The organism is Paenibacillus borealis (genome assembly GCF_000758665.1).
GTDB lineage: Bacteria > Bacillota > Bacilli > Paenibacillales > Paenibacillaceae > Paenibacillus_AQ > Paenibacillus_AQ borealis.
Window position 1 is genome coordinate 6,329,396 of record NZ_CP009285.1, and the last position, 14,078, is coordinate 6,343,473.

The following is a 14,078-nucleotide window of genomic DNA, read 5'->3' on the forward strand; positions in this document are numbered from 1 at the left end:
AATTATGCTGCTGTAACGCTTATTCTGCCGGGATCTCCCCGCTCTTCACCAGCATGATATCGTCGATCTGAACGTTCAGGTTACCGGCCGCCCCCCCGGCAATATTGCCAAGCTCCAGGGAAATCCGGCCAATCTCTGTACTGGCTTCATTCACATCGAACACGATGGTGTAGAGCTTATCACCGTTCGTAAGATCCACAATCGCGCTGGTATAGCCATGCCAGGCGTAATTGTTCGCGGCATCCAGCCAGCCGATGCTGATATTCATTAGGCGCGCTGCTTCTGCCTTCGCCTTAAAGGTCAAGGTATAACGGTTGCCTTGTTCTAACGCCAGGCCTTCATAGAAGACCTGACGGTCCCAGGAATTGCTGCCAACCGTACCTACATGAATCTGCAGCGCTTCCTCCACATTCGCAATGCTCAGCTCGCCGCTGTCTGTTGAATACAAATTCCAGCCTGCGGTACCGGAGGCGAAATCACCGTTAGCCATCATATTCTCATGGACAGGTCCGCCTGCCAGCGCCGGATGTACCCGGATGAGCGAGATATTGTCCAGTGTAACGGTATGTTCACCAAGCACCTGGTCAACTTTGCCCACGGAGAATTGCAGTACGGCATACGGCTCATCTGTCCTTGCGGTGAACGTATACGTATAGCGGCTGCCTTCTGCCCCTAATACAACCGGCTCCTCCATATAGGCGAACCAGTTGTCATCGATATCTCCGTCATGCTGGATCAGCGCAAGAATACTCCGGTCAAGGCTCGCGCGGGCATCGAAGCTGAGCTGATAGGTTTTGCCTTTTTCCAGCGTAAGCCCCCTAAGATTCACTTGGGCATTCCAGGACTCATCTCCCGTTCCGCCAAGCTTCACTTCAAGGTTGCCATATACAGCGTACGCCACCGTATCCTTGACCGGATCGCTGTCATCCCAGTCCTTCTTGAACAGGGTCCAGCCTTCCATGCTCTTGCTGTCAAAGCTGCCGCCCGCTACCATCTCCCGGGACAGATCCAGCCAGGCCAAATTGTAGCCGTGGCCGCTGATCCGCAGATAATAGGTTCCTTCCGGAAGAGTAAGCGCGGCACCTGTAACCGCCTGGTAGCTTTGGAGTCCGCCGGTGTTGGGGGCGGCAGCACGGAAAGGTTCCGCTACAGCCTGCAACGATTGGTCGAGCACTTCAATGACTACTTCGGAGTCTTCCTGCACACTTGCCACCCGTGCCACTGGTACGAAGGTTCCGCCCGCAGCAACCCGCAGCTTATAATCGGTATAATCGCCTTCATCCACACTGGTAATATCCTTCGTACCTTCACCGCCGGCGATCAGCGCTGTTCCTTCGGTATTCCAGTAGCTGTCTGCCTGGAAATGAAGGTATCCGGAGATTACAGGCGGATTCTTCTTCGGCGTCAGCCGGACATTATCCAGCTCTGCCCGTCCGGCGGATTCCCCCAGCAGGAAGGACAAGGTTCCTTCCGCCCCGGCATCTGTACCAAGTTCAATGATCTTGCTGTAGTGCTTCTTCTCTTCCGTGAGGACAACGGCTGTCCCTGCAGCATAATTGATATTGCTGTCCCCTGCTTCGAGCCCAATCTGAACCGGCAGATTCCGGTCTGCTTTCCCGTCGAAGCTCAGCTCGTAGGCGGTTCCCGGAGTCAGCGGAAGCCCGCTCTGTGACAGCTTCACTGACCCGGCTGCGAGGCCCGGGGATTGAACGCTGCTAACCAATTTGCGGTCCATTATAGGGAACACAAGCTCATTCGTAACTCTAGCTGCTGCGCTTGCACCAGAACCCGCCGCCACTTCATAAGTCCAATACTTCATCCGGTCTTCCCCGAGATCAAAGCCGCTGTTGAAGATCAGATTCCCGTCCGGAAGCGGCTCTCTGATCACCGGCAATGGTTCGGTCTCCACTACCTTCACATTCGTGAAGTAAGCAGAAGTGGTGTCGAGGCCAAGATTGAATTCGAAGCGCACATTATTGTCAGATGAATTACCCATGTTAAAAATATATTCATAGGTCTGCCACTCCTCCGTGAGCTGGAAGGTACGCTCCTTTGAGTAGGCCGTCCAGCCGCCGCCGAATTCGGTAAGCTTGGTCATGAACGGTCTTGCTGCGTCCGCCTTCGCGTCAAAGCTTACCTTGTAGGCCTTCCCGTTCTCCAGCAGCAGCGGCATTTGCGTAAGCTGCAATGCATAATTCTGGGTACCCGGCTGGGTTACGGCAACCTTGGCTACTGCACCTTTATCCGGGTCATTCACCACACTTGCCTCTCCCTGTCCGCCGGCGTTCAGAATAAAGTCCCAGTTCTCCGGCAGCCCCGAGCTGTTCTCAGCACCTTTGAAATCGCCGTTGTAAATCTGGTTGCCGTCCGGGAGCGGCGGACGCTGTGCGGTTACCGGAGGCAGGCCCTCCCCGCGTTTACCGGTCACATCAGGCCAATTGGCCATATCGGTATATTTATACACTCTGACATAATCGACATACATCCTGTCGGACTGGAAGCTATCCAGCGGATTGCCCGGCCAGTCCCCGCCGACAGCCAGATTCAGAATCATATAGAACGGACGGTCGAACGGCGCAGGGAATGTATAATAATCCTGCTGGCCTTCCGCTTTCGTTCCCCAGTCTCTGGTCTCGAAGTACTTCTCTCCATCTACATAATAACGGATCAGGCCCGGCAGCCATTCCATCGTGAATTCATGATATCCGTCAGCGAAGGTCTGGCCTTCCGGCAGCAGATATTCATCCGTCTGTGACAGATGAGGAGAATCATAATGGAGCGATCCATGGACAGTTCTCGGATATTTACCTGCGTTGTCCGGATCGCTTGCGACCGGTCCGGTCAGCTCCATAATATCCATTTCCCCGCTGCCCGGCCAAGGCCCATACTGCTCCAGCTCATCGGTCGGCATCATCCAGATTGCCGGCCACATGCCCTGCTGAACCGGAAGCTTCGCGCGGACCGTGAATTTGCCGTAGGTCCAGTCGCCCTTCAGCTTGGAGGTCAGCTTGCCGGAGGTATAGTTCTTGCCCTGATGGGATTCATTCTTTGCCTCCAGGACCAGCACCTGATTCCCTTCATCCTCCTGCAGCCCTGCATTCTCCGGCCGGTAATATTCCAGCTCATTGTTATACACAAGCCCAGTGTCCTGCACATTCCATTTCGCTGTATCAATGGCCTCGCCATCGAATTCATCGTTCCATACCAGCTTCCAGGCATCTGCCGGCTCAACAGGCCGCTGCGGAGTAGGCGCAGGAGTAGTAGTTGGCGCAGCAGTTGGTGCAGCAGTTGGTGCCACTGATGCAGCGGGGCTTGGTGTGCTTGCCGGCGCTGCCGTCGATGAGCCAGACCCTGTGTTTACTGTTACTGTACTTGCCGGTGCCGGCGTTGATGTTGCTGTTGGCGTTGCCGCAACGCTGCCGGGCTGCTCCAGCTTCGAGCCTTTGGCAAGAGGCTGGCCGTTCAGCAGAATGCCGTCTGCCTCCACTTCAAGCAGGGTGATGGTTCCGTGGTTCACGATACTGGAACCTGCCGCCTTCGGTCCGATGGTTATTTGCCCGACCTTCGAACTGGCAGACACCTCGATCATCGACTTCTGACGTACGGTAATGCTCTCCGCTACCGAAGCTCCATCCAAAGCCAGCCGGACAGGAGCGCCGCTTTTGTCAACAACTACTGCGCCAAGCTCCGACTGCTCAAACACTACGGTATTACCACCGCCGCCTCTGATCAGCACCCTGCCGGTCACGTTAACCCTGCCGGCGCGGAATTCTCCTTCGCCTACACCTTCAGTTACGTAAAGCGATCCGGCAATGCTGCTGCCTTGGAGTACTGCCCCGGTGCGGTTCACAACCGCATTGCTCTTGACCTCACCCGGCGTGTATTCTCCCGCAGCCGGGCTGATCCAGCCAATCATATGATTGAGGATGACCGCAGCTTCGCCCCGGGTCAGCGGTGCACGCGGATTCAGCCGCTTGTTCAGATCACCGCTCACATACCCCGCGGCAACCATTGAAGCCACTGCCGATGATGCATAAGACGCCACCTGACCGTTGTCATTGAAGGCCGTCAGCTCTTGAGCGGCTGAAGCTTCAAGCTGAAAAGCCCGGCTTAGCATGACGAATCCGTCCTGCCGCTGTACCTTCGCATCCGGCATAAATCTGTCCCCGCCGGTTCCGTTCACTACTCCGGCCTGATAAGCCTTCATAACAGGCTCCGCATACCAGGCGGAACCGTTCACATCAACAAAGGAGGTCGTTCCTTGGGTGGTATATTGAAATACCCGGTTCAGCATCATTACGAGTTCTGCCCGGGTAACCGGCGCCTCCGGATGGAAGAGCCCGTCCGCGTATCCCTTCAGGATACCCTCTGCCGATAATCTGCCTGCGGCATCACCCGCCCAGTGCTGTGTTACATCCGGATAAGCTGCGGCTGATGTCTGCTGTTGTTCCGCCGGGGCGGCCATACTAACCGGTGTTCCCGGTAAGATAGATACGATAAGCTGTGCGATCAGAAGTATTGCTATGGCTCTGCGCTGCAATTCAATTCCTCCCTACTGATAGTTCCGGCAATTCTTGGGTCCGGTCTTATCCAGTATAGATTCGCCGCCTGAGCGCTTATATAACAATTCCTTAGCTTGGATAACAAAGATACAAGGTCTGTAAGCTGGATTTAAGATATTAGCTAAAAGCGCTGCAAAAGCAGTAACGCGCACAAAAAAGCGCCAATAACCCTCAGCAAAGTGGACGCTGAAAGGAAATTGACGCTAATTTTTATAATATGTACCCAGTGGTTAATTGAGCGATGTGATCACCGGATCAGGAGGATGCATGGATCTGCGGGAAATCCTGTGCAACATCTTCACCCGAGAACAGATCGTCAAGCGAACTGAGCGTGCCATCTTCTTCAACCTGATAAACCGACATTTTCTCGCCGTTGACCGTAAGTTCGATGAAACAGCCCCAGCAATAGAACTGGTGGGAACCGATCTTGCCGATATCCTTGGAGTTGCAGTTTGGACACTTCATATAATACATTCCACCTATCCGTTAACAATATTAATGGCTTTTTGAAGCCGTTCTTCGCTCATCGCAGGAACCAGTACCGAATTCTCCCCGATAGACATTCCTTCAGAACAAGGCAGCCATTTGCGGCCTTCGATCAAATCAGTTACAAGCCCGTCACTGATTTCCAGCGCTACTATTGTGTTTCCCATCTTTTGGTCAAAATAAACATCCGATATTCGTCCAAGTATCGTTCCGGATGCCGTAAGCACCTGCAAATCCTTCAATTTGTTCTTTCCTAAGAGGAAAGTATAGGGTATATGGTCAGCGTCGGTCTTAATAATCGACTCTTTATTGCGGATCATGACAGCATCTTCGCCATAAGCGACAATATCATCCCATGCCACAACTTTCACATGACTGGAGAAAAAAGTTTTGCTTTCCAGTTCAATACCCGTAATGTTCCAGTTTGAATCCAGTCCAATATCGATTATTTCACCGACTTCAGTACCTTCTTCAACTTCATATACGGTGAGGCCAATCATATCTTGAAGTTTCATGGCGTCCAAAGTCCCCTCACCTTAAGTCTTAAGTAGTGCATTACGAGTTCCCTGAGGTTAGAAACCTTCCAGGCGGATGCCAGACCGCAAAAATGCCTAGTCTTTAGTACGCAGCCGGTTCAAGATGGTTCCAACTTTTTGGGCAACAACCTGCATTTCTTCATTAGTATTACCCAAACCTGTACTAAAGCGAATCGCCGAGTTCAAAAGTTCTTCCGGAAGCTTCATCGCCTGCAGGACATGCGAGATTTCCAGAGAGCCCGAGGTGCAGGCTGAACCGCTGGCCGCCGCAATCCGCTCCATATCGAGATTCATCAGCAGCACATCTGTCTTCGCACCCGGGAAGCTTACATTCAGGATTCCGGGCACCGTCTGCTGTTCATTTCCGTTAATTACATATCCGCCGGCTCCGGCATGCTTGTCCAGCTCCTGCAGCAGTGTGCTCCGCAGCCTGACAGCCTGCTCATGATGCTCCGCAAGTCCGCCTACTGCCAGCTCTACCGCTGTGGCGAAGCCGGCTGTACTTGCCAGGCTCTCTGTACCTGCCCGTCTGCCGCGCTCTTGAAGTCCGCCATGCTGCCTTGGCTGCAGCGGCGCTCCCCGCCGGACATACAATCCGCCAATGCCCTGCGGACCGCCAATCTTGTGGGCTGAGAAGCTCATATAGTCGACAGGCAGCTCGCGGAGCACCATAGGCAGCGTACCCAGAGCTTGTACAGCATCCACGTGAAAAAGAATGCCCCGCCCGGCTGCTAATCTGCCAATCTCTTCTATAGGCTGTACAGTTCCCACTTCATTATTCACAAACATTACGCTAATCAATACTGTATCTTCACGCAGGGCAGACTCCACATCCCTCAGTGAGACAAGTCCTGTGGAATCTACGGGAAGATAAGTAACCTCGAAGCCTTGCTGCTCCAGTTGTCCGCACGTATGCAATACCGCATGATGTTCTACTGCTGTGGTAATGATATGTTTACCCTTATGAATAGAAGCATACGCTGCGCCGAACAGGGCGAGGTTATCGCTCTCTGTACCGCCGCTGGTGAACACCCACTCATCAGGGGAACAGCCCAAAAAGCCCGCGATCCTGTCGCGCGCTCCATTTACGATCCTTTTGGCCGACCGTCCGAACTGGTGCACACTGGACGCATTGCCATACTGGTTCAATAGCATATTGTACATAACCGTAGCCACCTCCGGATGAACCGGTGTTGAGGCGGCGTGGTCCAAATAGATGGGTTTCATGACGAGATTCTCCGCTTCTTGAAATTCAGGATTTTCTTAAAATATAAGAATTTATATGCTTCACACGATAATTTTTCCTTCTATTTCTCGCTGAAACAATACCGTTCTTGAGAGAACGGCAATGCCGTTTCCACTTGCAGCACTACTCGATTATACTGCTGAACAAGCCCTTTTACCACCTGTTAATAAACACAATATTGTAACATTTGTCCATGGAGTATTATTGGGAAAAACTAATTATGGATACGGCTATCCGCTGCGCCGGCAGCCTCATTCCGCTGGCTTGGCCGGTTCGTAGCCTCGAGCTCCGGCAACCGCGCAGCCAGCTGCTCCTCGGAGATCACTTCAATTCCGTGCAGCCGCAAGAGCGCAGAGGTCACACCTTCTCCCGGCACCTTCACACCGGCAAATTCTCCGTTATAGATCATGGAACTGCCGCAGGACGGGCTGTTCTCCTTAAGCACCACCAGAGTTGCCGATAAGCTCCTTGCCTGCTCCAGTGCGGCATAGGCTCCCTCTATATACATTGCAGTTACATCATTGCCTGTTCTGTCGATCACCCGGGCCCGGCCTTCCAGCACATCCCTGCCGTTGCCGCCTATGATCTCGGCCGGTTCCCGCGGAGTAGAGAAGCCGCCCAGCAGTTCCGGGCATACGGTAACCGCCTGCTGATTGTCCAGCAGACGCTGGATACCCGGATTCAGACAATCCGTACCGTTATATCTAACCTTCATTCCGGCCAGGCAGGAACTTACGATAATCATAGCCGCCGCCCCTCCTTCACAATCCTTAAGTTTCTTCCTCTATAATGTAATGCTATCATGAGAAATATAGGCGAGCATAGCACGAAGCGGCCATGCTGTAAACCAATAGCCGATAAAGGGAGGCACGGGCAAGATGTGCGGAAGATATACGATTACCGTAACACTGGAAGAGCTGATGACCAGGTATTTCACCGGCGATCCTTCCTTCGACCATTATGCACCGAAGTTCAACGCGGCTCCGATGCAGTATATTCCGGCGGTTATCCATGACGGCAAGCGCAATAAGCTTGGCCAGCTGCGCTGGGGGCTTCTGCCTTCCTGGTCTAAGGAGGATAAGAACGCTGCGAAGCTAATCAATGCCCGCAGTGAATCGCTGCTGGAGAAAGCTTCATTTAAAGGGCTTGTCTCGTCCCGCCGCTGCGTCATTCCGGCAGACGGCTTCTATGACTGGAAGGTCAAGGAGAGCGGCAAGCAGCCGCTGCGTATCACCTTGCGGGACGGACAGCTCTTCTCCATGGCCGGGCTGTATGATATCTGGACAGACCCCAGCGGCCACAAAATCGCCACCTGCACCATCATCACCACAGCTGCGAACAGCCTCATGGAGGAGATTCACGACCGGATGCCGGTCATTCTGGGCAAGGACGCGGAAGCACAGTGGCTGGACCGCAGCAATCAGGATATCTCCTCCCTGATGAAGCTGCTGCAGCCTTATGATGCAAGGCAGATGCTGGCTTATCCGGTCTCATCAGCCGTAGGCAATGTGCGGAATGACTACCGGGAGCTGATTAACAGAGCCGGGGCAGATGCGGTCTAGGGCCTTAATGCTCAAATTACGGAATTTCCAGACCATCAATCTGCCACCCGGCAGCAGCTTTGACCAGATGGAGCTGCATTGTATGCTCTTGCGTCTGTGGCTTGTTATCGTCTTCTGTATACGTCAGAAAGGCCTCAGACGCAAGCCCATCCTGTTTAATATCAAACTGAATCTCCGAATGATAGCCTTCCAGAGCTTCCCGCCAGCCGCTAAGGTCTTCTCCTGTAATCTCAGTCCCGTCCTTATCGATGCGCAGCAGGGCCAACCGCTCCTCCGTTTCAGGGGACTGCTCAACCTGCAGGGCACTCAGACTCAAATACTGCAGGATTACATCCTTAATCTCCTGCGGGTATTCGGGAATCCCCACTTTGGTTTCTTTCAGAACAATTTCTCCGCTCTCCATTTCATAAGTCCGGTCCAGAGAATAATAAAATGTGCTGTAGTCTGCCCTGTACTGCACATAACCGTCATATTGGCCGTCCCCGTTGTTGTCTAATAGTGCGTCTTCCCCCTGCCCGGTTGCCGCAGCACTGTACACCTTCCGCAGCACCTGATCACCAGAGATCTCCAGCACCATGAAGCCCGTCATTCCGGCATCGTTGGTGAGGTCACAATATATGAACGTCTGCCGCAGACCCTGCAGCCGGATTAGCTTAAACCCCAGCTTCTGGTATCCGCCCTCAAAATCATGTGTAAGCTCCTCGATCTTCCCATCCCTGTCCCGCAATACATGCAGCTCCGAAACTCTGGAATACTGCGGATCAGCCTGATCAAGATCTCCGTAGCCAAGCACAATTTCTTCATATCCGTCGAGGTCCAGATCCTGTTTGGCGGAGAACAGCAAATCTCCCCTCATATCCCCGTGAACAGCATCCATATATTTCTGTAGCGGGTGGGCTTCTTCTGAACCTGGGCTTGGAGCGGCCGCAATCAGCGGACTTGAAGCCGGCTGCTCCGGCTGACCGGGAGAAGGAGATGGTACGGGCACTACCAATGGCTGACCAGTAACCGCCGGCACCGGAGTTTGAGCAGGGCCCGGCGAAGCCGCAGCCACGGAAAATTCCGCCTGAGCAGAAGCACCTGCCGGCATCTGCTTATCCGCAGAGCATGCCGCCAATAACAAACTTAAGAAGAATAGTGAAGCAAATTTCGATAGCTTGGCATTCACAGACAGAGCACCCCAAATGTCTTAGTATGTATGAAGTAAGTAATCATTGGTGAAATATTCTATAGTTCCCCCCCAAACCCTTTTTCTTCTCTCCCCGCTTACCAATTATCCCCCTCACTTCATGAGTCTATCTGGTGTTTAATTCCTCTTGGCCCGGGGTATTAACTAAAGCTCATAATTCATTCGTTATTATATCCATTCATTATTGATCCCAGGAGGAATAGACATGGCTATCAGCAGACAAGCACTGACATCAACAACACCCGGCACATCCATTGAGCTTGAGTGTCTCTATCATTCTCCACAGGGGAAGTGGGCGTATTCGTATAACAAGAACACCTTCCACTTAAGAGTCCGCAGCAAAAGGAACAATGTGGACCGCGTATTTGCGCTGACAGGCGACAAATACGACTGGGAGCATCATCATCAGGAGCTGGAGATGCTCAAGGTGGCTACGGACACGTATTTTGATTACTGGGAAGCTGAGGTAACGCCTGAGCGTAAACGTTTCTCCTACGGCTTCCGGTTTGAGTCCGGAGAAGAAACGGTATGGATGGTGGAGTCCGGCTTCTATACGAAAGAGCAGCCTACGCCTCCCGGAGGCTATTATGAAATGCCTTATATTCACGAGGTCGATCTGCTGCATGTTCCGGAATGGGCGAAGTCTGCTGTCTTCTATCAGATCATGCCGGACCGGTTCGCCAACGGCGATCCGGCGAATGATCCTGAAGGGACGCTCGAATGGGGCGCTGCGCCGGCGAACGACAGTTTTTTCGGCGGGGACCTGCAGGGGATTATCGACCATCTGGATTATCTGCTGGAGCTTGGCGTAACGGCGCTGTATCTGACGCCTATCTTCCAGGCTCCCAGCAACCATAAATATGATACGGTAGACTACGGAACGATCGACTCCAGCTTCGGGGATTTGGAACTGCTGAAGCAGTTGGTCAGCCTGGCCCATTCCAAAGGGATTAAGGTAGTGCTGGATGCCGTCTTCAACCATACAAGCGCAGAATTTCCGCCGTTCAAGGATGTAATTGAACATGGGGCAGATTCCAAATACGCCAATTGGTTTCATATCTATGATTATCCGGTTAAGGCCGAAGGTGACAATCCCAATTACGATACGTTCGGCTTCTTCGCCGGGATGCCTAAGCTGAATACGGCCAACCCGGAAACCAAAGAATATCTGCTGGACATCACCCGCTTCTGGCTTAGCGAGGTCCAGATCGACGGCTGGCGTCTGGATGTGGCCAACGAAGTGGACCATGCCTTCTGGCGCGAATTCCGCCAGGCGGTCAAAGAGATTAATCCCGAGGCGTACATCATCGGCGAGGTATGGAGCGATTCCCTTAGCTGGCTGCAGGGGGATCAGTTCGATTCTGTAATGAACTATCCTTTCTCTGACCGGCTGCTGGAGTTCTTCCAGGGAGAGGAGATGGATCCGGAGACCTTCGCCTCCCATATCTATGGGCTTCTAATGCGGTATCCGCGGCAGGCAAACGAAGTACTGTTCAATCTTCTTGCCAGCCATGATACACCCAGAGTCCTTACCCGGCTCGGCGGGGATACCCGGAGACTGAAACTGACGGTTACCTTCCTCCTCACCTTTACCGGAACGCCGTGTATCTTCTATGGAGATGAAATCGGGCTTACAGGTGAAGATGATCCGGATTGCCGTAAATGCATGATTTGGGAAGAGGACGGCCAGGACCGTGAGCTGTTCAGCTTCTATCAGCGCATGATTGCCCTGCGCAAAGAACATGAGGTACTGCGTACCGGTCACTTCCGTTTCCTGCAGAGTGAAGCGGATAGCCGGGGCCTCGTGTACGAACGTTTCAATGACAACAGCCGCTTTACCGTCTGGATGAACAATTCCAGCGAACCGTTAACCCTTCAGCAGTCACTCAGCGGTGGCAACTGGCAGGACGCCTTCAGCGGTGAGCCGGTGGAGATGGACGGCGACGGATTCAGCATTACGCTGGAACCGCTGGGGTTCCGGATATTACAGAGTCTGCCCGAGGCTGCGGATGATGGTACGAAGCCTGAGAATTAATTGACCCGGCAGGCTGCCAAAAAAGGAGGTGTTCCCGGAGCCATTACTGGCTGCAGGGACACCTCCTTTGTGTGCTGACAGGTAAGTTTGCGGCTATGAACATTGTGACACTGTAATCGCAGGGACCTTCCGGCCTCTCACTCCATCGTTTCGTACTCGCGGACACTATCCGGCGGCTCACTTTGCCGGTTCTCCGCACTGCTTAGCCAATCATATTGTCGCCTTGCATTTCGGCTACCGCTTCCGCTGCCCAAGTTCGCCGTTCTGCACCTGTAGACACTTGTTGGTCACCAGCTTCGCCACACCGCCCGAAATAAGTGGATTTTCAGCACCTATTCATCCTTTGGAACCCGCGTTACGGGTAACAAGTGGATTTAATCCACTTATTTCCATGCCCTCCCCCGTTATTAGGCAGCGTCAGTGAAATTAAGTGTCGTTTATCTAACTAATCCTGCGAGAACAGCAAATCCCCCAACTTTAGATGTCGTTTATCCACTTATTTCCCCCGGCGCAGCTAGCGCTTGGTTAGATAAATCCCATCCGCGTTATTGCTGTAATCTTATCCGGATGATACAGCGCCAGCCCCGTCTTCATTCTCCTGAAGCCCTGCTCCTCATACCAGGAGACCGTATCGGGATGCGTATACAGAACGACATTGCAGTCCGCCGTCTCCTCCAGGATCAGCGCGATGAGCTTTTTACCAAGACCCTGGTGATGGTACGCCCCGTCTATAGCAATATTATAAATCGCCGCCTGCGAAATCCCGTCTGATAAGGCTCTTCCACACCCGATGATCTTATCTCCATCCAGGATGAATACATTCACCGCACTGTTGCTGAAGGCCGTTTCCGTCTGTGCCGGTGTGAAGTCGGTTAAGCCGAAGCCGTTCAGCAGGCGGGTGACCTGTGCCCAGTCGATATTCTTGCGGTCTTTCCGGTAGGTGTATGTCATCAGCGTTCCTCTTCATTAAATAGTGAATTCCGGCTCCTGATCACGGTAATAATTCGCCAGAAACTGCTTAGTGCGCTCCGACTTCGGATGTGAAAAAACTTCCTCCGGCGTTCCGTCCTCCACGATTACGCCCTGATCCAGAAACAGTACCCGCGTAGCTACCTTGCGGACAAAGCTCATTTCGTGCGAGACCAGCAGCATCGTATTGCCCGCCTCCGCCGCCTTGCGGATCGTATCCAGCACCTCGCCCACCAGCTCCGGATCAAGCGCCGAAGTCGGTTCGTCGAACAGCAGAATCTTCGGCTGCATGGCGAGCGCCCGGGCAATGCCCACCCGCTGCTGCTGTCCGCCCGACAACTGCTTCGGATAATGGTGCATCCGGTCGGACAGCCCCACACCGGCAAGATGCCGGGCGGCAATCTTCCGGGCTTCTTCCTTGGGCACCTTGCGGACGACAATCAGCCCTTCCATCACATTCTCCAGGGCCGTCTTCTGCCGGAACAGATTGAAATGCTGGAATACCATTGCCGTACTCTTCCGCAGCTCCAGCACATCCGCTTTCGTTTTCCGGGCAAAATCGACCTGCAGCTGGTCCAGCCTGATCGTCCCTGCGTCCGGCACTTCCAGCAGATTAATCGACCGCAGCAGCGTGGATTTGCCGGCGCCAGACGAACCGATGACCGCGACTACATCTCCTTTGCGGATCGTAAGGTCGATCTGATTCAGGACCTTGTGCTTGTCGAAGGACTTCGTTAACCCGCGGATCTCAATCAAGGATGGCATCTCCCTTCCGTTTTCTCAGGCTTTTGAAGTCAATATCCAGCCGCTTCTCCAGCCAGGCAATTGCCTGTTCAATCAGGATCGTCATCGCCCAGTAGATCAGCGCAAGTGAACAATAAGACTCGAAGAACCGCAGATTATTCCCGGCCAGAATCCTCGACTGCGCGGTAATCTCCACCACAGAGCAGACGAAGGCCAGCGAGGTACCCTTCATCAGCCCGATCAGGGCATTCCCCAATGTAGGAAGGGCTACGATAAACGCCTCCGGTAGAATAATCCTCCGCAGCACCTGGCCATACGTCATGCCCAGCGAATGCGCCGCTTCAATCTGGCCTTTGTCCACCGACTGCAGGGCCGCACGGATCACCTCGGAATTATACGCCGCCTCATTCAGCGACAGGGCCAGCAGCACATAAAAGATTGAAGGGATGGAATTCACGTTATAGCTGGTTTCATGATAGTAGTTATAATATTTCAGAATCAGCGGAATTCCGGCATAGGACAAATACAGCTGAACCAGGATGGGCGTTCCCCGGACAAATGAGATGAACACGGCGCTGATCTGGTAGAGCACGGGGATTCTTTTCATCTTAATGATCGCCAGCAGAAGCCCCAGAAGGAGCCCCGCCAGCATGGCAATCACCGTCAGCTCGAGTGTAACCGGCAAGTATTTCAGCAGCTTGGGAATCAGGGTGAAGACTAGCTCAAGATCAAATATATTCGGCATCGCG

11 protein-coding genes are annotated in these 14,078 nt (G+C 53.3%); 2 read left to right on the forward strand and 9 right to left on the reverse strand.

Going from position 1 to position 14,078, the window contains the following annotated elements; translation table 11 throughout:
• Window positions 1-19 precede the first annotated feature (19 nt).
• The 5 genes from PBOR_RS26810 to PBOR_RS26830 form a co-directional block, all read right to left on the reverse strand.
• Entirely contained in the window at window positions 20-4,540 is a 4,521-nt protein-coding gene (locus tag PBOR_RS26810; RefSeq protein ID WP_042216931.1) for a carbohydrate binding domain-containing protein, read from the reverse strand.
• A 277-nt stretch (window positions 4,541-4,817) separates the two neighbouring features.
• Entirely contained in the window at window positions 4,818-5,027 is a 210-nt protein-coding gene (locus PBOR_RS26815) for a hypothetical protein (RefSeq protein ID WP_039300906.1), read from the reverse strand.
• A gap of 14 nt (window positions 5,028-5,041) precedes the next feature.
• Window positions 5,042-5,563, reverse strand: coding sequence for a PRC-barrel domain-containing protein (locus PBOR_RS26820; RefSeq protein ID WP_039300903.1), 522 nt, complete (start codon window positions 5,561-5,563; stop codon window positions 5,042-5,044).
• 96 nt (window positions 5,564-5,659) lie between these two features.
• Window positions 5,660-6,811, reverse strand: a complete 1,152-nt coding sequence (locus PBOR_RS26825; protein ID WP_042216933.1) for a cysteine desulfurase family protein — start codon at window positions 6,809-6,811, stop codon at window positions 5,660-5,662.
• Between the two features lie 233 nt (window positions 6,812-7,044).
• Window positions 7,045-7,575, reverse strand: coding sequence for a 2-thiouracil desulfurase family protein (locus tag PBOR_RS26830; protein WP_042216935.1), 531 nt, complete (start codon window positions 7,573-7,575; stop codon window positions 7,045-7,047).
• Window positions 7,576-7,708: 133 nt separating this feature from the next.
• Here PBOR_RS26830 and PBOR_RS26835 point away from each other — a divergent pair, with 133 nt between their 5' ends.
• Window positions 7,709-8,392 (forward strand): SOS response-associated peptidase, encoded by a 684-nt coding sequence (locus PBOR_RS26835; protein WP_042216937.1) that lies wholly within the window; start codon window positions 7,709-7,711, stop codon window positions 8,390-8,392.
• A gap of 16 nt (window positions 8,393-8,408) precedes the next feature.
• Here PBOR_RS26835 and PBOR_RS26840 read toward each other — a convergent pair whose 3' ends face one another.
• Complete coding sequence (locus PBOR_RS26840) at window positions 8,409-9,560, reverse strand: hypothetical protein (RefSeq protein WP_042216939.1); 1,152 nt, start codon at window positions 9,558-9,560, stop codon at window positions 8,409-8,411.
• A gap of 226 nt (window positions 9,561-9,786) precedes the next feature.
• Here PBOR_RS26840 and PBOR_RS26845 point away from each other — a divergent pair, with 226 nt between their 5' ends.
• A complete protein-coding gene (locus tag PBOR_RS26845) occupies window positions 9,787-11,616 on the forward strand; it encodes an alpha-glycosidase (RefSeq protein ID WP_081972198.1) in 1,830 nt (609 codons plus the stop codon).
• A 525-nt stretch (window positions 11,617-12,141) separates the two neighbouring features.
• Here PBOR_RS26845 and PBOR_RS26850 read toward each other — a convergent pair.
• From PBOR_RS26850 to PBOR_RS26860, 3 genes are read right to left on the reverse strand one after another with little or no spacing between them, the layout of a single operon-like run.
• Window positions 12,142-12,567: a GNAT family N-acetyltransferase gene (locus tag PBOR_RS26850; protein WP_042216941.1), complete on the reverse strand. Its 426-nt coding sequence runs from the start codon at window positions 12,565-12,567 to the stop codon at window positions 12,142-12,144.
• A 15-nt stretch (window positions 12,568-12,582) separates the two neighbouring features.
• Window positions 12,583-13,341, reverse strand: a complete 759-nt coding sequence (locus PBOR_RS26855; protein ID WP_042216943.1) for an amino acid ABC transporter ATP-binding protein — start codon at window positions 13,339-13,341, stop codon at window positions 12,583-12,585.
• Window positions 13,334-14,074: an amino acid ABC transporter permease gene (locus PBOR_RS26860; protein WP_042216944.1), complete on the reverse strand. Its 741-nt coding sequence runs from the start codon at window positions 14,072-14,074 to the stop codon at window positions 13,334-13,336. Before PBOR_RS26860 ends, PBOR_RS26855 begins: the two co-directional genes overlap by 8 nt.
• Window positions 14,075-14,078 lie beyond the last annotated feature (4 nt).

Bases quoted from the DNA above. Each gene is read 5' to 3' on its own strand.
- PBOR_RS26860 (WP_042216944.1), bottom strand. From the start codon at position 14,074: ATGCCGAATATATTTGATCTTGAGCTAGTCTTCACCCTGATTCCCAAG.
- PBOR_RS26820 (WP_039300903.1), bottom strand. From the start codon at position 5,563: ATGAAACTTCAAGATATGATTGGCCTCACCGTATATGAAGTTGAAGAA.
- PBOR_RS26845 (WP_081972198.1), top strand. From the start codon at position 9,787: ATGGCTATCAGCAGACAAGCACTGACATCAACAACACCCGGCACATCC.
- PBOR_RS26850 (WP_042216941.1), bottom strand. From the start codon at position 12,567: ATGACATACACCTACCGGAAAGACCGCAAGAATATCGACTGGGCACAG.
- PBOR_RS26830 (WP_042216935.1), bottom strand. From the start codon at position 7,575: ATGATTATCGTAAGTTCCTGCCTGGCCGGAATGAAGGTTAGATATAAC.
- PBOR_RS26815 (WP_039300906.1), bottom strand. From the start codon at position 5,027: ATGAAGTGTCCAAACTGCAACTCCAAGGATATCGGCAAGATCGGTTCC.
- PBOR_RS26835 (WP_042216937.1), top strand. From the start codon at position 7,709: ATGTGCGGAAGATATACGATTACCGTAACACTGGAAGAGCTGATGACC.
- PBOR_RS26825 (WP_042216933.1), bottom strand. From the start codon at position 6,811: ATGAAACCCATCTATTTGGACCACGCCGCCTCAACACCGGTTCATCCG.